Annotated in this window: 30 protein-coding genes and 1 pseudogene; 19 read left to right on the forward strand and 12 right to left on the reverse strand. The window is 60.7% G+C overall.

The window, feature by feature from the left end; genetic code table 11:
- The first annotated feature begins 567 nt into the window (after window positions 1-567).
- The 4 genes from GA0061100_RS29940 (at window position 568) to GA0061100_RS29955 (ending at window position 6,303) form a co-directional block, all read left to right on the forward strand.
- The gene (locus tag GA0061100_RS29940) at window positions 568-1,320 is read left to right on the forward strand and encodes an ImuA family protein (RefSeq protein WP_075856500.1); all 753 of its coding nucleotides are present in this window, start codon (window positions 568-570) and stop codon (window positions 1,318-1,320) included.
- The gene (locus GA0061100_RS29945; protein ID WP_075856501.1) at window positions 1,241-2,752 is read left to right on the forward strand and encodes a Y-family DNA polymerase; all 1,512 of its coding nucleotides are present in this window, start codon (window positions 1,241-1,243) and stop codon (window positions 2,750-2,752) included. Before GA0061100_RS29940 ends, GA0061100_RS29945 begins: the two co-directional genes overlap by 80 nt.
- Complete coding sequence (locus GA0061100_RS29950) at window positions 2,749-6,012, forward strand: error-prone DNA polymerase (RefSeq protein WP_075856502.1); 3,264 nt, start codon at window positions 2,749-2,751, stop codon at window positions 6,010-6,012. Before GA0061100_RS29945 ends, GA0061100_RS29950 begins: the two co-directional genes overlap by 4 nt.
- Before the next feature lie 90 nt (window positions 6,013-6,102).
- Window positions 6,103-6,303: a hypothetical protein gene (locus tag GA0061100_RS29955; protein ID WP_075856503.1), complete on the forward strand. Its 201-nt coding sequence runs from the start codon at window positions 6,103-6,105 to the stop codon at window positions 6,301-6,303.
- A gap of 224 nt (window positions 6,304-6,527) precedes the next feature.
- Here the strand turns inward: GA0061100_RS29955 and GA0061100_RS34755 are convergent, their stop codons facing one another.
- The 6 genes from GA0061100_RS34755 to GA0061100_RS29980 all read right to left on the reverse strand — a co-directional run bounded on the left by GA0061100_RS34755 (window position 6,528) and on the right by GA0061100_RS29980 (window position 8,776).
- Complete coding sequence (locus tag GA0061100_RS34755) at window positions 6,528-6,701, reverse strand: hypothetical protein (RefSeq protein WP_159444816.1); 174 nt, start codon at window positions 6,699-6,701, stop codon at window positions 6,528-6,530.
- A gap of 61 nt (window positions 6,702-6,762) precedes the next feature.
- Window positions 6,763-7,062 (reverse strand): hypothetical protein, encoded by a 300-nt coding sequence (locus GA0061100_RS29960; RefSeq protein WP_244557998.1) that lies wholly within the window; start codon window positions 7,060-7,062, stop codon window positions 6,763-6,765.
- A 2-nt stretch (window positions 7,063-7,064) separates the two neighbouring features.
- Window positions 7,065-7,739 (reverse strand): SOS response-associated peptidase, encoded by a 675-nt coding sequence (locus GA0061100_RS29965; RefSeq protein WP_075856505.1) that lies wholly within the window; start codon window positions 7,737-7,739, stop codon window positions 7,065-7,067.
- An 8-nt stretch (window positions 7,740-7,747) separates the two neighbouring features.
- A complete protein-coding gene (locus GA0061100_RS29970) occupies window positions 7,748-7,972 on the reverse strand; it encodes a hypothetical protein (RefSeq protein ID WP_075856506.1) in 225 nt (74 codons plus the stop codon).
- 103 nt (window positions 7,973-8,075) lie between these two features.
- A complete protein-coding gene (locus GA0061100_RS29975) occupies window positions 8,076-8,279 on the reverse strand; it encodes a cold-shock protein (RefSeq protein ID WP_075856507.1) in 204 nt (67 codons plus the stop codon).
- Between the two features lie 95 nt (window positions 8,280-8,374).
- The gene (locus GA0061100_RS29980) at window positions 8,375-8,776 is read right to left on the reverse strand and encodes a DUF2177 family protein (RefSeq protein WP_075856508.1); all 402 of its coding nucleotides are present in this window, start codon (window positions 8,774-8,776) and stop codon (window positions 8,375-8,377) included.
- A gap of 214 nt (window positions 8,777-8,990) precedes the next feature.
- Between GA0061100_RS29980 and GA0061100_RS29985 the strand changes: the two are divergent.
- The 4 genes and pseudogenes from GA0061100_RS29985 to GA0061100_RS34760 all read left to right on the forward strand — a co-directional run bounded on the left by GA0061100_RS29985 (window position 8,991) and on the right by GA0061100_RS34760 (window position 11,616).
- A pseudogene (locus GA0061100_RS29985) lies at window positions 8,991-9,443 on the forward strand (DUF892 family protein).
- 152 nt (window positions 9,444-9,595) lie between these two features.
- Complete coding sequence (locus tag GA0061100_RS29990) at window positions 9,596-10,189, forward strand: alpha/beta hydrolase (protein WP_075856590.1); 594 nt, start codon at window positions 9,596-9,598, stop codon at window positions 10,187-10,189.
- 35 nt (window positions 10,190-10,224) lie between these two features.
- Window positions 10,225-11,175, forward strand: a complete 951-nt coding sequence (locus GA0061100_RS29995; RefSeq protein WP_244557992.1) for a hypothetical protein — start codon at window positions 10,225-10,227, stop codon at window positions 11,173-11,175.
- Window positions 11,176-11,469: 294 nt separating this feature from the next.
- A complete protein-coding gene (locus GA0061100_RS34760) occupies window positions 11,470-11,616 on the forward strand; it encodes a hypothetical protein (RefSeq protein ID WP_159444817.1) in 147 nt (48 codons plus the stop codon).
- A 12-nt stretch (window positions 11,617-11,628) separates the two neighbouring features.
- On the opposite strand, the gene GA0061100_RS30000 is transcribed toward GA0061100_RS34760, so the two are convergent.
- A complete protein-coding gene (locus GA0061100_RS30000; RefSeq protein ID WP_075856509.1) occupies window positions 11,629-11,931 on the reverse strand; it encodes a hypothetical protein in 303 nt (100 codons plus the stop codon).
- Between the two features lie 561 nt (window positions 11,932-12,492).
- Between GA0061100_RS30000 and GA0061100_RS30010 the strand changes: the two genes are divergently transcribed.
- Complete coding sequence (locus tag GA0061100_RS30010) at window positions 12,493-12,966, forward strand: Hsp20 family protein (protein WP_075856592.1); 474 nt, start codon at window positions 12,493-12,495, stop codon at window positions 12,964-12,966.
- 57 nt (window positions 12,967-13,023) lie between these two features.
- Window positions 13,024-13,290, forward strand: a complete 267-nt coding sequence (locus GA0061100_RS30015) for a hypothetical protein (RefSeq protein WP_075856510.1) — start codon at window positions 13,024-13,026, stop codon at window positions 13,288-13,290.
- A gap of 68 nt (window positions 13,291-13,358) precedes the next feature.
- Here the strand turns inward: GA0061100_RS30015 and GA0061100_RS30020 are convergent, their stop codons facing one another.
- Window positions 13,359-13,766, reverse strand: coding sequence for a helix-turn-helix domain-containing protein (locus GA0061100_RS30020; RefSeq protein ID WP_075856593.1), 408 nt, complete (start codon window positions 13,764-13,766; stop codon window positions 13,359-13,361).
- A 195-nt stretch (window positions 13,767-13,961) separates the two neighbouring features.
- Between GA0061100_RS30020 and GA0061100_RS30025 the strand changes: the two genes are divergently transcribed.
- Together GA0061100_RS30025 and GA0061100_RS30030 are read left to right on the forward strand one after the other, a co-directional pair.
- Window positions 13,962-15,497: a PAS domain-containing sensor histidine kinase gene (locus GA0061100_RS30025; protein ID WP_075856511.1), complete on the forward strand. Its 1,536-nt coding sequence runs from the start codon at window positions 13,962-13,964 to the stop codon at window positions 15,495-15,497.
- A gap of 401 nt (window positions 15,498-15,898) precedes the next feature.
- Complete coding sequence (locus GA0061100_RS30030; RefSeq protein ID WP_083961479.1) at window positions 15,899-16,294, forward strand: response regulator; 396 nt, start codon at window positions 15,899-15,901, stop codon at window positions 16,292-16,294.
- 19 nt (window positions 16,295-16,313) lie between these two features.
- Here the strand turns inward: GA0061100_RS30030 and GA0061100_RS30035 are convergent, their stop codons facing one another.
- Window positions 16,314-17,057, reverse strand: a complete 744-nt coding sequence (locus GA0061100_RS30035; protein ID WP_075856513.1) for a Crp/Fnr family transcriptional regulator — start codon at window positions 17,055-17,057, stop codon at window positions 16,314-16,316.
- Window positions 17,058-17,244: 187 nt separating this feature from the next.
- Between GA0061100_RS30035 and GA0061100_RS30040 the strand changes: the two genes are divergently transcribed.
- Both GA0061100_RS30040 and ligD read left to right on the forward strand, forming a co-directional pair.
- Window positions 17,245-17,541 (forward strand): DUF982 domain-containing protein, encoded by a 297-nt coding sequence (locus GA0061100_RS30040; RefSeq protein ID WP_075856514.1) that lies wholly within the window; start codon window positions 17,245-17,247, stop codon window positions 17,539-17,541.
- Between the two features lie 133 nt (window positions 17,542-17,674).
- A complete protein-coding gene (ligD, locus tag GA0061100_RS30045; protein WP_075856515.1) occupies window positions 17,675-18,712 on the forward strand; it encodes a non-homologous end-joining DNA ligase in 1,038 nt (345 codons plus the stop codon).
- Here ligD and GA0061100_RS30050 read toward each other — a convergent pair.
- Window positions 18,694-18,948 (reverse strand): hypothetical protein, encoded by a 255-nt coding sequence (locus tag GA0061100_RS30050; protein ID WP_075856594.1) that lies wholly within the window; start codon window positions 18,946-18,948, stop codon window positions 18,694-18,696. The two genes, ligD and GA0061100_RS30050, sit on opposite strands and share 19 nt — an antisense overlap.
- 122 nt (window positions 18,949-19,070) lie before the next feature.
- Between GA0061100_RS30050 and GA0061100_RS34945 the strand changes: the two genes are divergently transcribed.
- The 5 genes from GA0061100_RS34945 to GA0061100_RS30065 all read left to right on the forward strand — a co-directional run bounded on the left by GA0061100_RS34945 (window position 19,071) and on the right by GA0061100_RS30065 (window position 21,083).
- Window positions 19,071-19,241 carry a hypothetical protein gene (locus GA0061100_RS34945; RefSeq protein ID WP_167459852.1) on the forward strand — a complete coding sequence of 57 codons (171 nt, stop codon included), beginning with the start codon at window positions 19,071-19,073 and terminating at the stop codon, window positions 19,239-19,241.
- 63 nt (window positions 19,242-19,304) lie between these two features.
- Window positions 19,305-19,478, forward strand: a complete 174-nt coding sequence (locus GA0061100_RS30055) for a DUF3606 domain-containing protein (RefSeq protein WP_075856595.1) — start codon at window positions 19,305-19,307, stop codon at window positions 19,476-19,478.
- A 3-nt stretch (window positions 19,479-19,481) separates the two neighbouring features.
- The gene (gene xth / locus GA0061100_RS30060; protein ID WP_075856516.1) at window positions 19,482-20,282 is read left to right on the forward strand and encodes an exodeoxyribonuclease III; all 801 of its coding nucleotides are present in this window, start codon (window positions 19,482-19,484) and stop codon (window positions 20,280-20,282) included.
- Window positions 20,279-20,449, forward strand: coding sequence for a hypothetical protein (locus GA0061100_RS34765; protein ID WP_159444818.1), 171 nt, complete (start codon window positions 20,279-20,281; stop codon window positions 20,447-20,449). The genes xth and GA0061100_RS34765 overlap by 4 nt, the downstream gene beginning before the upstream one ends.
- 136 nt (window positions 20,450-20,585) lie before the next feature.
- Window positions 20,586-21,083: a hypothetical protein gene (locus tag GA0061100_RS30065; protein ID WP_143525574.1), complete on the forward strand. Its 498-nt coding sequence runs from the start codon at window positions 20,586-20,588 to the stop codon at window positions 21,081-21,083.
- 332 nt (window positions 21,084-21,415) lie between these two features.
- On the opposite strand, the gene GA0061100_RS30075 is transcribed toward GA0061100_RS30065, so the two are convergent.
- Window positions 21,416-21,796 (reverse strand): RidA family protein, encoded by a 381-nt coding sequence (locus GA0061100_RS30075; protein WP_075856518.1) that lies wholly within the window; start codon window positions 21,794-21,796, stop codon window positions 21,416-21,418.
- A 15-nt stretch (window positions 21,797-21,811) separates the two neighbouring features.
- Entirely contained in the window at window positions 21,812-23,011 is a 1,200-nt protein-coding gene (locus GA0061100_RS30080) for a glycine C-acetyltransferase (protein ID WP_075856519.1), read from the reverse strand.
- Window positions 23,012-23,014: the final 3 nt, after the last annotated feature.

Consider the following 23,014-nt stretch of genomic DNA (forward strand, 5'->3'; position numbering starts at 1 on the left):
TTGATGGGTGAGGAGCCGCTCAACTAGTCCAGACATGGAAACCTTGTCCGGCAAAGGTCTCCCTCTGGGCCGACCATCCGCTCGCATCCCATTGCCAATCGCCGCCGCAGCTTCGCCAGGCATGCTCCGGCCCCGAACTGGGCTACCAGCATTTTCCGCTCGAAACTGTCGCGACGGTTGCATGACGTGCATTCGATCACGATGACCGCGGTCCGAATATCCTTCAGCGTCGGCCCGTTGCCGCCACCGAGGTTTTGCCGCCTTCTCGTCATCTGATCTCGATGCGCTCAGCCGTAAGGCAGAGCGGCGGCTGATTACCCGATACAGACTCTACAGGCAATGCACCAAAGATGACAAAAATATTTTCCATGACACTGCCCCGCCTCAAGTTCGCCTACGGTTTTGATTCCACTGTTTGAATCTGAGTTTCCACTAATCTTAGGACGAGATTCCTGACTTTTCACCCACCTTGACGCCGCCAACAATAGGGAACAGATAGAGAACAATCAAGTTCCCACGACATGATGTCGTCCTGTTCCAACGCGATTTCGAAAGGATTCGTGACTAATGTCGGCTGCCCGAGATACAGTCCTCGCCGACCTGCGCGAGCGCATCTCCGCCCTCGAAGGGGGCGCCGCGAAGCAGGCGGGCTATCTTCCGTTCGGCGTGCCTGAGGTCGACGGCGTCCTGCCGGGCGGCGGTCTCGCCCACGGCGCCCTGCACGAGTTCGCGGGCGGCGGATCGGGGACGGTAGACGGAGCGGCAGCCGTGCTCTTCGCCGCCGGTATAGCTGCGCGGACAAAGGGGAAGATCGCCTGGTGCCTGACACGGCCGGACCTTTTCTTTCCGTCCCTAACCCAGGCTGGCCTCCACCCGGATCGAATCGTGTTCGTCGAGGGCGACCGAGAGGAGGACGTGTTGGCGTCCATGGAGGAATGCCTGTCCTTCGGCGGACTGGGCGTAGTCGTCGGCGAACTGGTGCGGCTGCCGATGACGGCGTCGCGCCGTCTGCAGCTCGCCGCCGAAAAGACCGGGACGATGGCCATCGCCGTCCGGCGGTGGAGACGTCAGACGGAGGCTAGCGACTTCGGCCAGCCGACCGCGTCGACAACGAGATGGCGGGTCAGCGTCCTTCCGTCTGAAGAGCTCCCGGTCCCGGGTCTGGGTCGGGCGAGGTGGCTGCTTGAATTAATGAGATCGCGTGCGGGCGAGTGTGCTGAGTTTGAAATCGGAGCCTGCGATGACAAGGGTCGTATCCATTTATCTTCCCGATCTGCCAACCAATCGAATACGGCGGGCCGATCCTTCCATACCGCCTGAGCAGGCCATCGCCGTGATCGCGAAGTCCGGCTCGAAGCGCTGCGTCTCAGCCGCCAACACCGCCGCCCGTAAGGTCGGCGTGCGGGTTGGGATGCCGGCCGCCAAGGCGCAGGCGATCTTCCGCGACCTGATGATGGTCGACGCTGATCCCGCGGCCGACGCAGCGGCTCTGGAGCGGATCGCGCTCTGGGCGCTGACCGTCTACTCCCCGATCGTCGCCGTCGACGGGACCGACGGCATCGTCATGGATACGGAAGGCGCCGACCATCTCCAAGGCGGCGAGCAGCCGATGCTGGAAAAGGTCGCTAACCAGTTCCGCGCGAAGGGCCTGACAGCGCGCGTGGCGATCGCCGACACCTGGGGCGCGGCGCATGCCTGCGCGCGGGCGATCACACGGGAGACCGTCATCGTTCCGAAGGGCGAGATCGTTCGCGCTATCGAGAAGCTGCCACTTTCCCTCCTGCGGCTGCCGGACAAGATCGTCGGCGACCTCCGGACGCTGGGCTTTCAGTCGATCGGCGAGCTCGCCAACACCGCGCGAGCGCCGCTCGCTCTCCGCTTCGGCCCGGAGATCGGGCGTCGCCTTGACCAGACGTTTGGCCGGATGTCCGAGCCGATCGAGCCGGTCCGCTCGCCGGAATGGATCGAGGTCTCGCGCGCCTTCGCCGAGCCTATCGGCGCAGCGGAGACGATCGACAAATACGTTGGGAGATTGGTCGTCCAGCTCGTCGGCGAGCTCCAGCGCCGTGGCCTCGGCGTCCGTCGCACCGACCTACTCGTCGAGAAGGTCGACAGCACCCGGCAGGCGATCCGTGCGGGCACCGCCAAGCCTGCGCGCGACGTCGCCTGGCTGACGAAGCTGTTCAGGGATCGCACCGAGAAGGTCGAGCCGGGGTTCGGCATCGAGAAGCTGACGCTCGTCGCAGTCATGACGCAGCCTCTGGAAGAGGAGCAGCGGTCGTCTTCGCTAGTCGAGGAGGAGACGACCGACATCACGCCTCTCATCGACATCCTCGGCAACCGCGGGCAGCGGGTCTACCGCGTCGCGCCAGTCGCATCCGACGTTCCCGAGCGGTGCGTGCAGAGGATCGACCCGGCCGCGGACGACGTCGGCGAGACATGGGTGGGCCATTGGAAGAGACCGGTTCGTCTCCTCGACCGGCCGGACCGGATCACGGCCATCGCACTGACACCCGACCATCCGCCGCGCGCAATCACCTGGCGCGGAAGGCGGCATGCGGTGAAGCGGGCGGACGGCCCGGAACGCATATTTGGCGAGTGGTGGATGCGCGACAGCGAGCTTGAAGCGGTGCGCGACTACTATATCGTCGAAAACGAAATCGGCGAGCGCTTCTGGCTCTTCCGCTCCGGCGACGGCGTCGATCCGGAGACGGGCGACCGGCAATGGTACATGCACGGGATATTCGCATGAAGTACGCGGAGCTGCAGGTCACCACGCACTTCTCGTTCCTCCGCGGCGCCTCGTCTGCCGACGAGCTGTTCGCGACCGCCAAGGAACTCGGCATCGAAGCCGTCGGCATCGTCGACCGCAATTCGCTCGCCGGGATCGTGCGTGCACTCGAGGCGTCGCGTGCGACGGGCGTCCGTCTCGTCGTCGGCTGCCGCCTCGATCTGCAGGACGGAATGTCGATCCTTGTCTATCCAACCGACCGAGCGGCTTATTCCCGATTGACCCGCCTCATCACGCTCGGAAAGAGCCGCGGCGGCAAGAACAACTGCGTCCTCCATCTCGACGACGTCGCGCTCTATGCCGAGGGCATGATCAGCATCCTCGTGCCCGATCTTCCGGACGAGACCTGCGCGCTGCAGCTTCGAAGGATGCATAAGACTTTCGGTAGCCGCGCGTATGTCTCTCTCTGCCTCCGCCGCCGACCGAACGACCAGATGCGCCTCTACGAACTTTCCGAACTGGCGTTCAAGTACAAGGTCCGTACCGTCGTTACCAACGACGTCCTCTTCCACGAACCCGGCCGCCGCCAGCTCCAGGACGTCGTCACCTGCATCCGTAACAACACCACGATCGACGCCGTCGGCTTCGAGCGCGAGCGCCACGCCGACCGATACCTGAAGCCGCCCGAGGAAATGGCGCGTCTGTTTCCCCGCTACCAGGAAGCGCTCGCCCGCACGATGGAGATCGTCGAGAGATGCAAGTTCTCGCTCGAGGAGCTGACCTACCAGTATCCCGAGGAAGCCATCGTCCCCGGCATGGATGCGCAGCAGTCGCTTGAGCATTACGTTCGCGAATGCATCCCGAACCGGTATCCGGAGGGTCTGCCGCAGAAAGTTCTTCGCGCCGTGAAGCACGAACTCGAGCTGATCAAGGAGATGAAGTACGCGCCCTACTTCCTGACCGTCTACTCGATCGTGAAGTTCGCTCGTTCGCAGGGCATCCTCTGCCAGGGCCGTGGGTCGGCCGCCAACTCGGCTATCTGCTACATCCTCGGCATCACGAGCATTGACCCCGAGACCAACGACCTCCTGTTCGAGCGGTTCGTCTCCAAGGAGCGCGACGAGCCTCCGGACATCGACGTCGACTTCGAACACGAGCGCCGGGAGCAGGTCATCCAGTGGATCTATCAGACCTACGGCAAGGACAAGGCGGCCCTCTGTGCGACGGTTACCCGCTATCGGGCCAAAGGGGCGATCCGCGACGTCGGGAAGGCGCTCGGCCTTCCCGAGGACGTCATCAAAGCGTTGTCATCAGGCATGTGGTCGTGGTCGGAAGAGGTCAGCGACCGCAATGTCCGGGAGCTGAACCTCAATCCGGAAGACCGCCGTCTCGTCCTGACGCTGAAGCTTGCGCAGCAGCTCATGGGCGCGCCGCGTCACCTCGGTCAGCATCCCGGCGGCTTCGTCCTGACGAACGACCGTCTCGACGACCTCGTGCCCATCGAGCCGGCAAGCATGAAAGACCGGCAGATCATCGAGTGGGACAAGGACGACGTCGAGACCCTGAAATTCATGAAGGTCGACGTGCTGGCGCTGGGCATGCTGACCTGCATGCAGAAGGCCTTCGACCTCGTCAAGGCGCACAAGGACGACGACCTCGACCTCGCGACGATCAAGCAGGAGGACGCGGCGACCTATGCCATGATCAGGCGCGCGGATACCCTCGGGACCTTCCAGATTGAAAGCCGCGCCCAGATGGCGATGCTCCCGCGCATGAAGCCGAGGACCTTCTACGATCTCGTCGTGCAGGTCGCGATCGTGCGGCCGGGGCCGATCCAGGGCGACATGGTCCACCCATATTTGAGGAGACGCGAGGGCAAGGAGAAGGTCGAGTATCCGACGCCGGAACTGGAAGCGGTCCTCGGCAAGACGCTGGGGGTCCCGCTGTTTCAGGAGAGTGCGATGAAGGTCGCGATGGTCTGCGCCGGGTTCACCGGGGGCGAGGCCGACCAGCTCCGCAAGTCGATGGCGACCTTCAAGTTCACGGGCGGCGTCTCCCGCTTCAAAGACAAGCTCGTCAGCGGCATGATCAAGAACGGCTACTCGGCAGAGTTCGCGGAGAAGACGTTCAGCCAGCTAGAGGGCTTCGGCTCCTACGGTTTTCCCGAGAGCCACGCGGCCTCATTTGCATTGATTGCCTACGCCAGTAACTACGTGAAGTGCCACCATCCGGACGTCTTCTGCGCGGCGCTGCTGAATTCGCAGCCTATGGGCTTCTACGCGCCCGCGCAGATCGTCGGCGACGCCGCCAAGCACAACGTCGAGATCCGCCCCGTCTGCATCAACCGCTCCCGCTGGGACTGCACGCTGGAGCGCATCGGCAACACCGACCGGCACGCTGTCCGTCTCGGCATGCGCATGGTCAAGGGTCTGGCCGTCGCCGATGCCGCACGTATCGTGGCCGCGCGCATGTACCGCGAGTTCGAGAGCGTGGACGACGTGTGGCGACGGTCTGACGTACCCACGGAAGCTCTCGTCCAGCTCGCCGAGGCCGACGCCTTCCGGCCATCGCTGAACCTGGAGCGTCGCGACGCGCTATGGGCGATCAAAGCGCTTCGCGACGAACCCTTGCCGCTTTTCGCGGCCGCCGCAGAACGCGAAGCTGTGGTCATCCCCGAGCAGCAGGAGCCGGAGGTCGAACTAAGGCAGATGACGGAGGGCCACAACGTCGTCGAAGACTACGGCCACGTCGGCCTGACGCTTCGCGAGCACCCGCTTGCGTTCCTGCGCCGCGACCTTCAGGCGCGGAACATCATCACCTGCGCGGAAGCAATGAACGCTCGCGACGGTCGCTGGGTCTACGCCGCGGGCTTGGTGTTGGTGCGTCAGAAGCCGGGAAGCGCCAAGGGCGTGATGTTCATAACTATCGAGGACGAGACAGGCCCGGCAAATGTCGTGGTCTGGCCCAGCCTATTTGAGAAGCGGCGCCGCGTCGTCCTGGGCGCTTCGATGATGGCAATCAACGGCCGCATCCAGCGCGAAGGCGACGTCGTCCATTTGGTTGCCCAGCAGCTATTAGACCTGTCGGGAGACCTGTCCGGGCTGGCCGACCGCGACATGGACTTCAGGCTACCCACGGGGAGGGGCGACGAGTTCGCACACGGTTCGCCTGGCAGCCCGGATTCCAGAGATCGCCCCAGGCCGGTGCCGGAAGCGAGGGACATTTTCGTGCGTGACCTGCACATCGACACCCTGAAGGTCAAGGCGCGCAATTTTCAGTGACGATTCGGCCGGCCTTGCGTCGCAAGCTCATCGGGCTTGAAGCGACACTGAAATCCAATAGCTTGCGAGGCGAAATTGGAGAGAGAACTCATGCAGGATTCCCGCAAACGTCTGATCGTCGCACTGGCAATGATAGTCGGGGGCGTCGCCGCGTTCTTTCTCTTCCTCTTCGTGACGGACCATGATCCGGACGAGAGCCCTCTTACGCTCATCGATTGGGTGATCGGCGGAATCCTGATCGGACCGGGGTTCGGCTATCTCGTGAAATGGCGAAGGACGAGGGACGGCTAGCTCCCTGTCGTATTCTTAGCGATGTCGACAAGTCGGCATTAAAAAAAGGCCGGGGCGAAATCGCACCGACCTTCTCAACATCGCCTTCAAACAAGTGCCAGTACATCCGTGGTCAAAAGTAGATCGGCGACTTCGGCTTCGCGAACGCTCTCGTAGAGCACTCACCAGCGAATCCATGAGCAATATGTAGCCATCGATTGTGTTGGATTCAAGGTCGCATTCCCTCAGGCCGCAACTGGCTTCCGGTCCTCCGGGCCTGGCCTGGAGAGATCGCGCTTGCGGCGGCTCGCGGCCGCCTCAAGGATCTGCGCGAACTCGCCCATGCTGATCTTGTCCGCGCGTAGAAGCAGACGGATCAACGGGTCCTTGAGTGCTTCGCTCATCGTCAGTTCGGTCATAGCAGTCTCCTCTAAGACAGCTGTAACGTTCCGATGTTACGTCTGGATGTAGCTGGCATGGTCAAATTAAGGCGGCAGGCTCTCTGTTCAAGATCCGCAGCGTTCTGATCTGGCTCGCGAGTGCCAGGAGCGCTTTCGCCACCGTCTCGTCGGACATCTCCTCCAGGTTTTCGACGATTTCGCCGACCACCGCTTCCGTGGACGCGTCGAAAGGAGCCACCTTGCCCGTCTTGAGAAGCAGTCCCCGTAGCGCGCCGGAGGCCGTCACGCCACGTTCAAGAAGTCGTCGTCGCTCGGCAGCCGGAAGCTTTGGCAGGCTGTTCGCCGCGCGCACGAACTCGGCAACCAGGTCCGTCGTCACCGTCAAAGCGAGTTCACCTCCGGGGCAGGTTTTCCTTCGAAGCGGCTGGAGTTCACGTCTCTGCTGACGCGGTGGAATTCCAGCCGCGCATCGAGGTTCACCTTCAACAGCTCCTTCGCCTTCGTGCCGGGCGTCGCGGGATCGAGCCACTCCCTGTAGACGTCCGGGTCGAGGATGACCGGCTGCCGGTTATGGAGTTGCGACATCGGAGTGCCGGCCGGCGCGGTGATGATCGAGCAGCTCGTGACGCCGAGCGCCGAGTTGTGCGCCCATATCCCTGCGAACGAGAACGGCGCGTCACCCGGAAGATGGATATGCCAGGGATCCTTCTTGCCGTCTGACTCGTTAAGCGTCCATTCATAGAACGCCGATGCCGGGATGAGGCAGCGCTTGTTCTTGAACGCCTCGCGGAAAGCCGGCGCGGTGTCTACCGTTTCTATCCTTGCGTTGAACATCGCCGCCTTCGGCATCTCTTTCGCCCAGAACGGGACCAACCACCAGCGAGCCTCCTCTGCCATCTGCTTGCCGTCGGGGTCGTCGTGGACCATCAGGACCGTCTGGGTAGGAGCGATGTTGAAACGAGAAGCCGTGTTCCGTCCGCGTTCGACGTCCCACGGGAGATCGTACAAGTCGATGAAGGCTGGCCATTCATGCTCGAACGTAAACCTGCCGCACATGCGATCTCCTATTTCTTGAGGGCCGCAAGATCGCGCGCCAGATCACTATTTGCAAGCAGTGCAAGCATATGGTTGTCGGCCAGTTCGACCAGTGCGGCAGCGACCTCTTCTGGAGACCATCCCGCCGAAGTGGCGGATGCCGCGACCGTCTCCAGCGCGTCTTCCATCGCTTCCTGACATTTCAGAAAACGGTCGGGATGTCCGGCGGATGGCGGGGCTGCAACGCGGTTCATGACGAAGAGATGTCGTTACTATTTCGACCGTCAAGGCGCCGGCCTTGCGATCGCTGCCGGCTCGTTCGCCTGCCTGCCACGACCGGCTTCCTGTGCCAGCCCGTCAGGCGCCGCGGACATCCTCGGCCCTCGACTTGCCGGTCCGACGGTCCTGGCCTACCTCGTACGAAACCTTCTGTCCCTCGCGAAGCAATGTCGATCCCTGTACGGCACTGACATGGACGAACACGTCCTGACCGCCTTCGTCCGGCGTGATGAAGCCGAAGCCCTTTTCCTGGTTAAAAAACTTGACGGTACCGTAGGCCACTGGAATTCCCCTATGTTCGTGGTGCAGAGGAATTTCATAGCCGCCTGGAAGCCGGTTCGCAACGACGTCGCAACGCTAGCGAACCGATCTGCCTATCACCCGAACAATCTTGCTGCCGCGTAGCCGCACGCGCTCGCGAGCCCTGTGAGAACTGTTCCCCAGACCATGTCCACGACACTTAACGAGACGGGCCATCCCTTTAGAGTGGACAGGTTCGTCATGTCGTAGGTGCCGTAGGCGGCAAGACCAAGGACGGCGCCGAACCCTACCGCAGTCCACAACGAAGACGCCTCCAGTCCTGGCCGGACGGCGAGAACCACGATAGCGGCTGCGAAGAACACGTAGAAAACCGCTGCGACGCCCAAGTAGGGATTGGGAAGCATCAGGTCCCCTATCTGCCGCTGATAGAAGCTTCTGGCCACGAGACCGAGCCAAAGGGCGTCAACGAGCAGAAAGGAAATCAGCGTCCCGGCGTATGCGATTCCCAAAGTCTTCATGCATGCATCTCCTCGCTATGTTCGAGCGGAGAGGGAACCACGATGCGACGAACTTGTTCCGGCATGCTGCAATCCGGACGTGCCAGTCGTCGAGATTCACACGATCCCGGTCGGGCCCGCGCGCTGTCCGCTATCGTACCCACGGTCTCCGCGGCGGAACATCTCGAGGATCCTCGACATTGCCGGATGTCTCAATCAACGAAAGGAATGCGTTATGGTCACCATGGTCGGCAATGAAGGCAGCATCGAAAAGCTCGTAAAGGATCTATTGTATCTCGAGCACGACGCCATCGCGGCATACGACTCCTGCATCAACCGGCTCGACGACAAGCAGCTCAGTGCGCAGATCGCTACGTTCAAGCAAGATCATCTGCAGCATGTCGAAGTTCTGACCGAGATGGCTCGCACACTGGGTATCGAAGCGCCGACCGAGGGCGACATGAAGGAGATGCTGACGACTGGGAAGATCGCGCTCGCCGACCTTATGGGCGACGCGGCCATTCTCAAGGCTATGAAGACCAACGAGGACGATACGGTCACCGCATACTAGCGCGCGTCCCGCCACGAAGACGCGATCCCCGAGTCGAAGGCGTTCTTCATGAAGGCGCATCAGGACGAAGAGCGCCATCGGGCGTGGATAAGCACGACTGCCGACACGCTATCTTGAAAATGACGGCCTGCGATCGCATCTAAGGGTCACCACCGAAACGCCCGACCCGGTAACGCGACATGACTGTCGCCGTCTGCGGTCGCGCGGTGACGAGGGCGCTCCGTCATGAAGACGTCGAGCGCCCTCTGTGTGTTTACGGCAAGGTCTTTATGGTCACAAAGTCGCTCGTCATCTTCCTGCACGGCATCGGCGCGTCCGGCGCGCAGCTCATGCCGCTGGCTTCCTCTTGGCGCGCCGGCCTGCCGAATACGCGGTTCGCTGCCCCTGACGCGCCCATGCATCATCGCTACGGGCACCAATGGTTCTCGACGGAAGGCAACCCGCTTGATCCAGCGAAGGTCATGGCCGCCCGAAACGCTTTCGACCGTATGATGAACGACATCGTCCGACGCGAGGGATTCGCCGACGCCCATGACAGCATTGCTTTCATTGGTGTCTCACAGGGTGCGATCGTGGCCCTTGACGCGGTCGCCTCGGGCCGCTGGCAGGTCGGGGCGCTTGTTGCTTTCGCCGGGCTCCTACCGCCGCAGCCCATTTCGCCGTTAAGCAAAGGCACGCCGGTCCTCCTCGTGCACGGTCAGGCCGACAGGACGATCCCCGCCGCGGCTTCGACGCTGGCCGCCGCACAACTTGGAGCCGCGGGCTTCGACGTTGAGCTCGATGTGGAGCCGGGTGTCGGACACACGATTTCGAGCGCCGGCGCTCAGAGGGCGTTATCTTTCCTGAAGAAGTCGCTCCTTTAGACGAAACCATACGAACATCAGACCGCTTTTCCGTCATGACCGACGAACATCACGAAGAGGCTGAAGCTAGCGATCCGCCGCAGGAGACCGTCTCCTTCGCCTTCGACCGGATGACCATCGCCAGGTTCCGGGAAGTCTTCCCGAACGCCCGATGGTCGGACACGTTCCAGGCCTGGACTGTGCCCGGCAAGGCGGCTCGTAAACGTATAGACAAATGGCTCGCCTCAGAGGCGGATCGCAGGACGCCCTACGAAGAGGAGCGTGGCCGCGACGCCTATGAGTTCGAGCCCATCCTGAGCCCCTACTTGCAGATCTACGACCGCGGCTTCTGCATCAAGACGCCGTTCTCACGGACGGTCGTCGACGAACTGCGAAAGATACCCTTTGCCCGATGGAACGGAGACGACAAGGTCTGGGAGGTTCCCTATGCATCCTATGACGATCTTCAGAACCGATGGGAGGCCATCGAGGAGGCGGCAAAGCGGGCGGAACCGGACGCACGACGAAAGCGCGCCGAGGCCCGGAAGGGGACTGAGGAAGAGGCGACAGCTAAGCGAAGGACAGCCGAGCGTAGGAAGAAGCGGCTGCCGGTCCCTAGCGACGACCTTCCTCCGTTAGGTCGGCCTGTGGCTACGACCGCGTTCGGCATTGTCGTCATCACGGAGATCACGGGAGAACTTGTCGAAGCCGAGGAGGTTGCCGAGCATCATCCAGACGCCGGCGACGAACATGTCTGGGCCGGCTGGCGCACCGCGACGCTGGACGAACTCGTTCATACATGGCCCGCGCGAACGAAGCCGGGCGCGTACGAGCAGCTCCGGGGACGAGCACCTGGTGCGGATCGGGGGCGGCGTCGACTGACTTCGCCTCATTCAAATAGGTGCAAGCAGCACGGCCTCTCCCTCGTCCACGGCGCCGTCACGGCTCCATGTCCAACGGAGCAGAGCGCGATGATAGATCCGCTGGAACGCAAATTGCCGGCTTGACGCATGTCGTATTTCCCCCATCTGTTCCCGCATCATGTTCCACATCGCCCGCAACGCCTAGGCACAAATACGCTGACCGACTGCCGGGCCTTTTCGTGCGTCATCCACCCATCCGTATTGTGCTCACGAGGTGCCATGAAGAGCATTCCCTAGGAGAGGCCGCCGGGCGATCACGTCCCGCGAAACGAGCTTCCTCGCTTCTACTACCCGCTTGCCACCGTCAAATGTGCCAGGTCTCCAATCCTCCAGAGCCAGGACGCCCGCGACTTCGCATGCCTTCTCGACGTCCGCCTGATGGCGAACGTCGGCGCCATTAGGTATTCGGCAGAAGTCGACGGACTGCCGGAGCTGATGTCGCTCGGTACATGGATCGACATCGGCCGGCCGGTGGCGGACGTCGTCGAGGCGGCGGTCAAGTGGAGACGACATCTTCGGGCCTAGGCGGGTCCCGCCTCAATGAAGCGTTGTGCGGCGGGCGACTTTGTCCACCGCCACCTCGACCGTCCCGATCAGGCGGCCGGCCTTTCTGAGCAGGATTTCGCCACGCTCGTCTACGACGAGCTCGTCCGCCATCTCTTCGATAAGGCTAGCGACTTCCGTCAGACGCTCTGCAAGATCACCGAGATCGAGATGGCTAGCCCGTCTCGCCAGCCGGTGCAGACACTCGGCGTAGCGCGAGGCGACCATCATACGTGCGCCAACTCGTGATGCTCCGGCGTCGCGGAGGGCAGAAATCTCCTTGTCGCTCCTACTCATGACCGCCTCCCTGGCGGTGGCTGCCCATCACGGGGAGCGTCGCCCGCCTCAACGTCCCAACGGTCGTCGAGACTACGAAGAGCTTCGAGGATGTCCTGGCAGCGGATCGGACGACGGAAGCCCGGCGGCTTCCTGAGGTCCGGGCGGGAATCGACCGCGAATAGGTCGGAGGCCCATGCTGCCAGGATCGACCGCTTTTCGTAGACGGGGAGCGCGGTGGCCAGCACGTCGCGCGGATGTTCGTAGCGCTGTCGCCGTCGAAGTAGTTGCCCTGCGGATAGCGCGTGGAGTTTCGGAATTCGTTCCTTTCGATCGTCATTGTCGTGTCTCCTGAAAACCTTCAGCAACGGTGCGAAAATCTCGAGGTGCTAAATGAGATTGTTCGTCCGTTTTCCGTGTTCAAGAGGTGCGGGCGGACTCGCCAAGAAATATTTTTGCGCCGGTCTTGAAACCGAAAAAATGCAAAACCAGATCATTTTGCGTCGGTCGCCTGAGAGGGGCCGACAGGAAACGGAGACGCCGTTTCAGCGTCTCTCCAACTCGCTTTACGGAGGTTTTGGTATGAGAAACGAATTCGACTTCGCACCCCTGTTCCGGTCCAGCATCGGCTTCGACCGCGTCTTCAACCTGCTTGCGAACTCCCAGCGGCTGCAGGCGGTCGAGACCTGGCCGCCCTACGACATCGTCAAGACGGCTGAAGACGGCTATCGCATTCAGATGGCGGTCGCGGGCTTTGCTGAAGATGATCTCGACATCACGCAGGAGCGCAACGTGCTCGTCGTGAAGGCGCAGAAAGCCGAGGAGACAAACGCGGGCGAATACCTGCATCGCGGCATTGCCGCCCGCGGCTTCGAACGCCGCTTCGAACTCGCAGATCATGTTCGAGTTGAGAACGCCAGCCTGAAGAACGGGCTGCTCAGCATCGAGCTGAAGCGTGAGATCCCCGAGGCGATGAAGCCCAGGAAGATCGCGATCGGCGCTGCCGACCCGCAACCCGCTCCGCTTCAGATCGAAGTTGAAAAGCAGGTCGCATAAACAGATCGCAGGGAAAAGTGGAAGCGTCGCGCCGCGGCGCTTCCATGAGGAGGATTTATGCGGCACATCACCCCCCAGCGCCTGGACCCCTTCGACGTGCGCGATCTTTCGCAGTGTCAGGAGGTGTTCGATGAACTTCTGGTCAGAGGCGGTATTGCTAAGGACTCCGAGGAGGCGGCCAGGATCGCGACGATCCTGGTAGAGCTTTATCGCCAAGGGGTTCGGGATCGAGCCCACCTTGCCTCGATGGTGACGGCCGCTCGTGGACTTTTCGCGTCTGGTCCGGCGACCGATGCAAGTGCTCCCATGTCTGAAACGATCTGAGTCACTGAGCGGCATAACCCTGCCGAGAGCAGTTCGGCGGCGCGGCCTAGGCGGCCGCCACGACAGCCCTAGACGGTTCCGTCGGGGTCAGACGCCAGGGTCTTGACGAGGCCGATGATCGATCTTCGTATGCCTGCGTCCGTGATCTTCGCGAACGCACGGTTCAACGCGGCGCCCTCCGATGTGCCGATCATCTTTTCGATGGCTTCGAGTTCCGGCGACTTCTGCGCGGTTCCGTCTACCTGTTCGCCAAGAAGCGCGGCGGGCGTCGTTCCGAGCAGAGTCGCAATCCCTTGCAGCCTGCTCGCACCGACGCGGTTGGTTCCTTTCTCGTACTTTTGAATCTGCTGGAAGGTAATGCCCAGACGTTCCCCCAGTGAGGACTGGGAAATGCCGAGGAGCTTACGTCGGCTCCGGATGCGGGCTCCTACCTCCGCATCGAACGCGGTTGCAATTGCTCCTTGGTTGCGAGGCATGAAATTCTCCTCCTCCTGTTGCGTCGCACCTTCGCATCGGAGCAGAAGGAAGTCCATGGGATGCGCCCCACCACGGACCTAAGTCCGGGGTGGCGGAAAATGGCGCGGAGTTGTTGCATCCGCGTGACTTCGCAGTAGAAAAGGAAGTTGATGGATAGGCGTCACCTTGCTGACGGTACTGTATCAGAGGATCACATGGACGACGAGATTGGCGGCACGGCCGACGAAGCGCGGTATCGCACGCTCATCGAGGCGATTACCGACTACGCGATCTACATGCTCGATCCGGAGGGCCGGATCACAAGCTGGAATCCAGGCGCAGAGCGGCTGAAAGGCTATACCGAGCAGGAGATAGTGGGACGGCATTTTTCCACGTTCTACACGGAGGAAGACCGGGCCGACGGTCTCCCCGCACGCGCTCTGGAAGCGGCTGCGAGCGAGGGCCGCTTCGAGCGCGAGGGCTGGCGGCTGCGCAAAGACGGGTCCCGCTTCTGGGCGAACGTCATCATCGATCCGATCAGGAACTCCTACGGCGAACTTATCGGGTTTGCGAAGATCACGCGCGACATCAGCGAGAAGCGGGCCGCGCAGGAAGCGATCTTCCAGGCGCAGAAGATGGAGGCGGTTGGTCAGTTGACCGGCGGACTGGCACACGACTTCAACAACCTCCTGATGGCGATCCTCGGCAGCCTCGAGATCGCGAAGAAGAGGGCGGTCCGGCCAGATGTCATTGATCTCATCGACAACGCCATTCAGGGCGCTCAACGTGGAGCCACGTTGACGCAGCGGCTCCTTGCGTTCTCTCGTCGCCAGGAGCTGCAGCTAGGTCCGGTCGACGTCAAACAGCTCGTCGTCGGCATGACCGAGCTGATGCGCCGAACGATCGGCCCGGAGATTTTCATCAGTACGGAGTTCTCTTCGGAACTGCCCAGCATACGGACCGACTCCAATCAGCTTGAAAGCGCACTACTCAACCTCGTGGTAAACGCCCGCGACGCCATGCCCGGCGGCGGCGAAATCACGATCACCGCCGGGCTGCGATACGACCGGCCTGACAGTTCGTCCTTGCCGCCCGGAGAATACGTCTGCCTTTCGGTCCGCGATCAGGGGGAGGGGATGGATGCGAAGACCCTTGCCAGCGCGACGACGCCCTTCTTCACCACCAAAGGCGTCGGGAAAGGCACCGGCCTCGGCCTCCCCATGGTGCATGGCCTGATGGCGCAGTCGGGTGGCGCGCTGGTATTGAAGTCCGTCGTGGGCGAGGGAACGACTGCCGAGCTGTGGCTCCCAGTCGCCGACAAAAGCGAAATGGCGACGATTGCGCCAGTCGCGCCCGAAGTGCCGCTAGAGCCGGCTCCGACGGCGCTGACGGTTCTAGCCGTCGACGACGACGCGCTGGTTCTCATGAATACGGCCCTCCTGCTCGAGGACCTGGGTATGGAGACCATCCAGGCGTCGTCCGGCGAGGAGGCTCTGGCAGCGCTGCAGACGGGTGTTCTGCCGGATGTGGTGATAACCGATCATGCGATGCCGAACATGACGGGCGCGCGCCTTTGTCAGGAAATCCGCGCGCGGTACCCGACGCTTCCGATCATCCTCGCTACAGGATACGCAGAGCTCCCGGATGGCGTCGGCGATCTTCAGGATGTCGTGCGCCTGTCGAAGCCGTTCAGCCAGGCACAGTTGTCGCGATCGCTTGCAGAGGCCTGTCAAGGCGGGCGGTGCTTCTAAGCCGATATGATGGCTACCGGCGTTCCAGTCAGTGGTAGTCTTCGCAGAAAGGCGTCTTGAATCTCGCGATCGAATCGATTTCTTTGTCGTTGCCGGGCGTCGATCTCCCCCAGAACGGAGCGCCCGGTGCAGGGCGCTCCGACATGACGTCGAGAAGCGTCCTTTTTCTGCTTTTATCAGCCGCTAGATCGGGTGCTTCGAAGCAGGGTTCACTCTGAGGACGGCCAAAGGCTGACGACGTCGTACGCAGATCGGGGCGTGAGCGACACTAATTCCATCATCAACAACGCGTCCAAGATTGTCCGATAGCGGACGCTTGTTGCGCCACTCTTGATTTCTCGCCTCTCTTGCTAGCCTACGAAACTTGAACCAGCACTTACCTATCCAACAAAATGCCACCTATGCGAATCCTTATAGTTGAAGACGAGTTTCTAATCGCTCTCGATATCGAAGATGCTGTGCAGTCCCTGGGACATGAGGTCGTCGGACCTGCAAACAGCTTTTCCCGAGCCAAAGAACTCGCGCCGGACGTCGACGTCGCGCTTGTCGACGTTCGCCTGGTCGACGGCGTGACTGGGCCGGACATCGCAGAACATCTGAGCTCGAGCCACGGAGCAACGGTCGTCTTCATGACCGGCAATCCGGAAGTCGTCCGGGCGAGCACGGCTGCCATCGGCGTGCTGACGAAGCCTTTCAAGTCTGGTCAGGTCGCCGAGGTCGTGCGGTATGCAACCGCGGTCAGACAAGGTCGTCATCCCGTCCCGCCAGCCGGGCTGGAACTCCTTCCGGCGACCTGATCGAAGCTGCCCCCGGCGCTCAGCCAGTCGCGAGATGCAGCTCGGACGTGCTCCTCGCAACGATCCGCTCGTATTCCTGTTCGGGACGGCCATAGGACTTGCCCGCATAGTCTTCGAGCCCGGAACGATCCCGGACCGTGATTGCCCCGCGTTCCGACTTGATCAAGTGAAGACCTTCCAGAACATGGAGGCTTGTCGTCACTCCTGGACGTCGTACGGCGAGCATCAGCGCGATGTAGTCATGGGTGATCCGGATGACGTCGCCGTCGATCCGGTCATGGCTCATCAGGATCCAGCGGGCGAGCCGCCGGTCGACGTGGTCAGTGGCATTCGAGAGGGCGGTGTAGGCGACCTGCGCCGCAAAGACGTGCGTGAACCTGGCCAAAACCGCTGCAAAGCTCGGTCGAGCGACTACGGCGTTTGAGAACGTCCTGATCGGTACGCGATGGCCGCCTCCATGCGCCTGCATGACGATTTCGTAGATGCTCCGGTCGTCGCCGACCCCGGCAGCCAACGGCGTGAATCCTTCCCGTCCGAACATGCCCGCCTCCGCCCGCCTGCCATTTTCAGCGACCACCATGACCGAACCAAAGCCTGACGAAGGGAAGTAGACGTAGTCAATCGGACGCTCGGCACGGGCCATGATGAACCCCTGAGGCATTTCGACCTCTTCAAGGGACGGCCTGATCGATGCGAAATCTTGGTCTGAAAGTATGTTGAGAATACGATTGCTGCTGAAGCCTGCGGCGCTACTGCCGTTCATGGCTGGAACCTCCTCTTGTTGCAAGGGGGGAATGGTCTCCCAGCCGCTCGCACCCTGAAAAGTGGCGAGCGATGAAGCAAACTAGCATGTCGCAAGGCTTGAGTCCCACCGAATTGGACAAAAACGACTCGACGCCGGCGAATCAGCTCCCATGTGATTCGCTTGTGACATCGAGAGGTATTGCGTGATGACCACTTCGGAACTGAAAGTCGCTGTCCGTCCGCTTCATGTCGAAATCGACGGTGTGGGTCGGTATCGGCAGGTGTTCTCTGTCGACGACCTGGCCGCTCTCCTCCTTGGGGGCGGTTGGCCGCAGTCGGCGAAGGCCGATCCAGCATTCCACCGGGCGCTTGCGACATCGCTCGACGCCATGGAGCTGTATATCGATCCAGAGACTGCCCGCGAGGCGTTCGTGCGCGCGGCCCACGCGGCTGGAATGCACGTGCTCCCCGACGACATGGCAGAGATGCGGAAGGCCGGTTGACCACAAAAGAAGGCCCCGCCGGAGCGGGGCAGTTGGAGAGTGGCACATCCGGTAAGGACGACACTCGCTCAGTGTAGCATCCCTGCCGCCGCAGACAATTAGTTCATTAGAGTCTTCGCATGAAGTTTGGAAAATGAGCAAGCGTTCACAGCCCCTTCTAGCCGACGACAAACCGCTGCGTGGCCGGACGCGAAAGCGGCGCGACCCGGCGCAGCTCAATCTCCTCCTCGACCCGATGCCTGATCGGGTCGAGCCGGCCTTGGCGCTCCTGAAGCCGAAGCCTCCGAGCGATCCCCGCTATATTGCGGAGCTCAAGTTCGACGGATACCGCGGTTCAATCCACATCGAGCCTTCCGGAGCCCGCTTCCTGACGCGGGGCGGACACGATTGGACGGCTCGGTTCCCGGCCGTCGCCGAGGCCGCGCGAAAGCTGGGCGTCGCGAGCGCCATCCTCGACGGCGAGGCCGTCGTCCTCGACGAGCAGGGCCGATCGGAGTTTGGCGCACTGCAGCGTTCTCTTGGCGGCAGAGGTGGCAAGCTGGCGTCGCGCAATTCTGTCTTCTATGCATTCGACCTGCTCTATCTCGACGGTCACGACCTTCGAACCATGGAGCTGTCAAGTCGGCGGCATCTTTTGGAAGAGCTGATCGACGGCAGGGAAGGGGCGATCCGTTTCTCCGAGCAGATAGAGGGCGACGCCGTCTCGATCTTCGACGCTGCATGCGAGCATGGATTGGAAGGCGTCATCTTCAAAGACCCGGACAGCCCGTATCGCTCCGGCCGGACGGGCGACTGGATCAAGGTAAAGTGCATCCAGTCCGAGAGCTTCTTCGTCGTCGGCTACGAGAAGTCGGCAGTGGCGCGCGCCGGCGTCGGGAGCCTCCTACTGGCCGCGCGCAGAGGCGACGACCTTCAATACGTCGGTTCGGTAGGCACGGGTTTCAAATACAAGGACGCCTTAGAGCTGCGCGAGATGCTCGACAAGCTTGTGATGCGGAAGGCGCCGATCGACTACGATGGCCGTCGTAAGAACGTCGTGTGGGCGCAGCCTACTCTGATCGCCGAGATCGAATACCGCGCCTGGACCGACGACGGCAAGCTCCGGCACGCGTCCTACAAAGGCCTGCGCGAAGTGCAGGACAACGCGGCCGTCTACGAGATCGAGGAGTGATCGTCGGCCGCATGCTGCAGCCGTCTGACGCGCAGCGACCATCCGTGCGGCGACACATGTTCCGCAATCCCGGCGTCGTCTTCGTCGATCCGCAGGGTCGCCACGATCCAGTCGGTCGGCATTACTCCCGGAAGGTCTTCTCGCATCAGGGCGACTGCTAGGTCGTCAAGGGTATCGAGACCCCTCCTCGTCTCGCGGCCGTCTCGCTCAAGCGTCCATATATATCGGGTCTTCATCTGGTGTGATCCGTCGCTCATCGCGCCCACATACCGGCAATCTCCGGGCGGGAGAAGGGCCTTCTTGTTTCGCTCGAAAGCCTCACCATCTCAGAAGAGTCCCCGAACCTGGAGCACTCGAGATGGAAGACGACGTCCTGGAGCTGGAAACCGCCCCCGAAATTGAAATCCTGCCGCCGGAGCACGACGACGCCGATCGGGACGGCGCGTATAGCTGTCTCTGTTGCGGGCGCACGCAAGCCTTCCTGGACGACGACGGATGCGGCATCTGCGAAGAGTGCCTGGCATCTTAGGATATGGAACTTCTTGATTCGACGCCCGTTTTTGGAAGATCGCAACATCAGGAGGCATCGAAAATGGCTACCACGTCCCGAGGCAGAGCACAGGATCGCGCGAAAGTCGCCGGCGGTCAGGATCATGAAGTCCGCTACGAGGCCAAGAAAGAAGGCGTCTCAAAAGATACGGTCAAGAAGGCCGTGAAGAATGCCGGGAATTCGCGCAAGAAAGTCGAGGCGGAAATCCGGCACTAGGCCGTGAAGCTTGCAACCTACAACGTAAACGGCGTCAACGGCCGGCTCGAAATTCTCCTTCGATGGTTGGGGGAGGCCGAGCCGGACGTCGTCTGCCTGCAGGAACTGAAGGCGCCGCAGGAGAAGTTCCCGATCAAGGCGATCGAGGCCGCAGGCTACGGCGCGGTCTGGCAGGGCCAGAAAGCCTGGAACGGCGTCGCGATCCTCGCCAAAGGGCAGCAGCCGCATCTCACACGGAAGGGACTTCCGGGGGAACCGGAGGACGAGCACAGCCGATACATCGAGGCGATCGTCGACGGGATCGTCATCGGCGGCCTGTATCTGCCGAACGGCAACCCTTATCCAGGCCTGAAATTCGACTACAAGCTTCGCTGGTTCAAGCGTCTCCAGGACTACGCGGCCGAGTTGCTGGAGCTGGAGGTGCCTGTCATCCTCGCGGGCGACTACAACGTCATGCCGACCGAGCTCGACGTCTACAAGCCCGAGAGGTGGACGAACGACGCCCTGTTCCGCATTGAGGTGCGGGAGGCTTACAAGAAGCTTGTCGACCAGGGCTGGACGGATGCCCTTCGCCATCTGCATCCGGACGAACGCATCTACACGTTCTGGGACTACTTCCGAAACGCATACGCCCGAGACGCCGGGCTGCGGATCGACCATTTCCTGCTGAGTTCGGAGGCTGCCGACAGGTTGTCGAAAGCGGAAGTCGACAAGCATGTCCGCGGCTGGGAGCACACCAGCGACCATGCTCCTGTGTGGATCGAACTCAGCGACAAGCCCGCCAAGAAGAGGAGAAACCCATGACCGACGACTGGAGAGCGCGCCTGCGCGACAAGCTCGAAGACTTCGTCGACACGTTCTTCGTAGCCGGAGCAAGGCAGGAAGACGTCTTCGACGCCATCGTCGAGGAAGTTCAAAACCTTAAGGTCGCGCTTGATCGCGAAGCCGTGCGATGGCGGACTCAATATTAACGTCGAAAAATTTTTCATATTACTAAGTATAATCAACAGCTTAATGAAAATCGCGTAAGAGTAATTATGGAACCTATCTAGCCGTCGCAGAACAACCTTTAGCTTGATGACGGCGGCAAGATTGGTACAATTTATCATGAGCGATACACAATCCGTCGAAACACTGTTGGTAAAATTGGTTGGGCAACCTGCGTGGCAGGTTCAGGTAATGCACGGCAACTTTCTCTCGCTCGATTTCGGCAAGCCATGGCTTGACATTGCCGAGAAGCTTACGCCGCCGCAGCGCAAAATTGTCGCGCGTGGGGAGTGGCACTTTGTTCTGCGGTACTGTCAGTGGCGAGTGTTCAATGCGAAGCAAGCGGATCCAGAAGCGTCCCGTTCGACTCAACGTTCCTATGCTACCCGAGAAATTTCGGGGCAGTTTCTTCGATCCGTGACCTACGATTCTCAACTCAGGACCACCAAACTTGTTTTTGATCTCGGCGCTATCATCGAAATCCACCCCAATAATTGGAGTGATGATCCTCAATGGTTACTGTCAGGCAAAGACCAAGTTTGGACGCTCGATAATGCTGGGCACCTGACGCATGAAGCCCGAACCCTTTTTTCCAAAGGCATAGATAAAACGTGGTGAGGAGCTTAGATGACGCCTGGGTTTCTATTGGCGCTTATGCAGGGAAAACAGGACTGTTGTCCGGTGACTTAAAGCGGCCCTGACACCCTTAGCTGTTCGACCGCCTCTTCCATTGAGTTGACGTTTAGCTCACGCAACGCCTGCTCGATATCGGATTGAATCTGTGTAGCCGTGCGGTCCTGAATCACTGCGATTTCTGATATGGTGCGTCCTTGTGCACACCACAACAAGGACGCGCGCACCAATGGAGAAAGGCCGAGGCGTTTTGTTCCCATCCCAGTCAGGTCCATGGACCCTCAGAGGTGCATCTAGCCCTCCCCGGCCCTATAAAATTAAGAGGCAAACAGGATTGCTTCTATCTCGACCATTGCCCCCTTCGGAAGGGCACTTACTTCATAGCAGGCCCGAGCCGGGAATGGCGCACAAAAGAACTCTCTGTAGACCGAATTTACCGCCTCGAAGGACGAAATGTCCGTCAATAGTACGGTCGTTTTCACCGTTGCCGATAGTTCAATTCCCGCCTCTTCTGCAATCGCTTTGAGGTTTGTCAGGCATTGCCTCGCCTGCACAGATGGATCTGCTGAGTGGATTGTTCCAGACACCGAATCGAGGGGCAACTGCCCTGAGACGAAAACGAAATCACCTGCGCGGATTGCCTGCGAGTACGGACCTACAGCAGCGGGGGCCTGGGCGGACTTTATTTCCTTAAGCATTGAATTTCCCAATTCTCAAACGGTAAGGTTCTGCTGCGACACTCGTGATTCTTGAAATCGGCGTAGTACCGTTAGAACGCGGTCTATATCCTCTCTGGTATGCTGTGCGCTTACCTGCATTCTCACTCGTGCTGCGCCCTTGGCAACCACAGGATATGAGAACGCCACAGCATACACATCATCAGCGAGGAGTGATTTAGCGAGCATCCGTGCGTGATCAGCATCGCCAACAATTATCGGAACAATAGGATGGTTCACGCCACCTACGGCAAGTCCAAGTCTCAAAGCCCCTGTGCGAAGCTGGGAAACTCTGGCATTCAAGTTTTCGCGAAGGGCGTCTGACTCCGAAGCCAGTGTAATCGCCTTGATCGACGCGGCGCAGATAGCTGGCATAAGCGAATTGGAAAACAGGTAGGGACGAGACGCTTGCCTAAGCCACTCAACGACTGCCGAGCGTCCTGATACGTAACCGCCCGATGCACCGCCCAGCGCTTTCCCGAGCGTTCCCGTTAAGATGTGCACTTTATCGGAGACGCCATGCAGCGACGGCGTGCCTTTCCCCTTTTCACCCACAATACCGACAGCGTGGGAATCATCGACGATTACAAGCGCATTGTATTTTTCAGCCAGAGCGCAAATGGCGGGAAGGTTAGCGACCGTGCCATCCATTGAAAAGACGCCATCAGTCACGATCGCCCGGGAACCCGACAGCGGCGACGCTTTGAGTGCAGCCTCGAGAGACTCCATGTCGTTGTGCTTGTATCTCCGTCTCTCAGCCTTACAGAGCCTGATTCCGTCAATAATGCTAGCGTGATTGAGCTCGTCACTAACAAGAGTGTCATCGGGGCCGAAAAGTGTCTCAAACAGTCCAGTATTTGCGTCGAAACACGAGCTATATAGGATGGTGTCCTCAGTACCAAGGAAGTCGCTGATATGTGACTCCAGCTTAGAGTGGAGTTCCTGCGTCCCACAGATGAACCTCACGGAAGCCATGCCAAATCCGAATTGGTCTATCGCGGACTTTGCTGCAGCAACCAACCCTGGGTCATTTGCAAGTCCCAGGTAGTTGTTCGAACACATATTGAGCAGAGTACGTGATTGACCATCAACAGTTACAGCGATCTCCCGTCCCTGCGGTGATGAGATTATCGCCTCGCGCTTGTCGAAGCCATCGCGACGAAGATTACTGAGTTTCTCTTCATAATGTTCCAACATCCT

The sequence above is a fragment of the Martinezella hainanensis genome, assembly GCF_900094555.1.
Classification (GTDB): domain Bacteria; phylum Pseudomonadota; class Alphaproteobacteria; order Rhizobiales; family Rhizobiaceae; genus Rhizobium; species Rhizobium hainanense.